The 322-nt window shown below is 57.5% G+C and carries 1 pseudogene; it reads right to left on the reverse strand.

Annotated elements, in window-relative coordinates:
* Positions 1 to 207: 207 nt before the first annotated feature.
* Positions 208 to 322 (reverse strand): annotated as a pseudogene (locus EN851_RS37560) (ABC transporter ATP-binding protein); the annotation flags it as partial.

The following is a 322-nucleotide window of genomic DNA, read 5'->3' on the forward strand; positions in this document are numbered from 1 at the left end:
CAACAACTTCGTCATCCTTGGGCGCAGCGACACGAAGCGGAGCGAAGACCCCAGGATCCATTCCGTTACTTCCGAGCGTCACTGACGGTGCAGAATTTGGAATGACGCCGCACAAAGAAACTATTCTGTAGCGCAGCACTCTTCGGCCAACGTCACGGAACGAATGGTCTTCGCTCCTTGCTTCGCCCAAGGATGACGACGACGCGGTTAGACTGTCAGGAATTTCCTCACATCCGCCCGATCGAGATCCTCAGCCGGCCCCGTATGCACGATCTGGCCGCGATCCATGATGTTGACCTCGTCGGCAAGCTCGCGGCAGAAG

It is taken from the genome of Mesorhizobium sp. M8A.F.Ca.ET.208.01.1.1, assembly GCF_004791315.1.
Classification (GTDB): domain Bacteria; phylum Pseudomonadota; class Alphaproteobacteria; order Rhizobiales; family Rhizobiaceae; genus Mesorhizobium.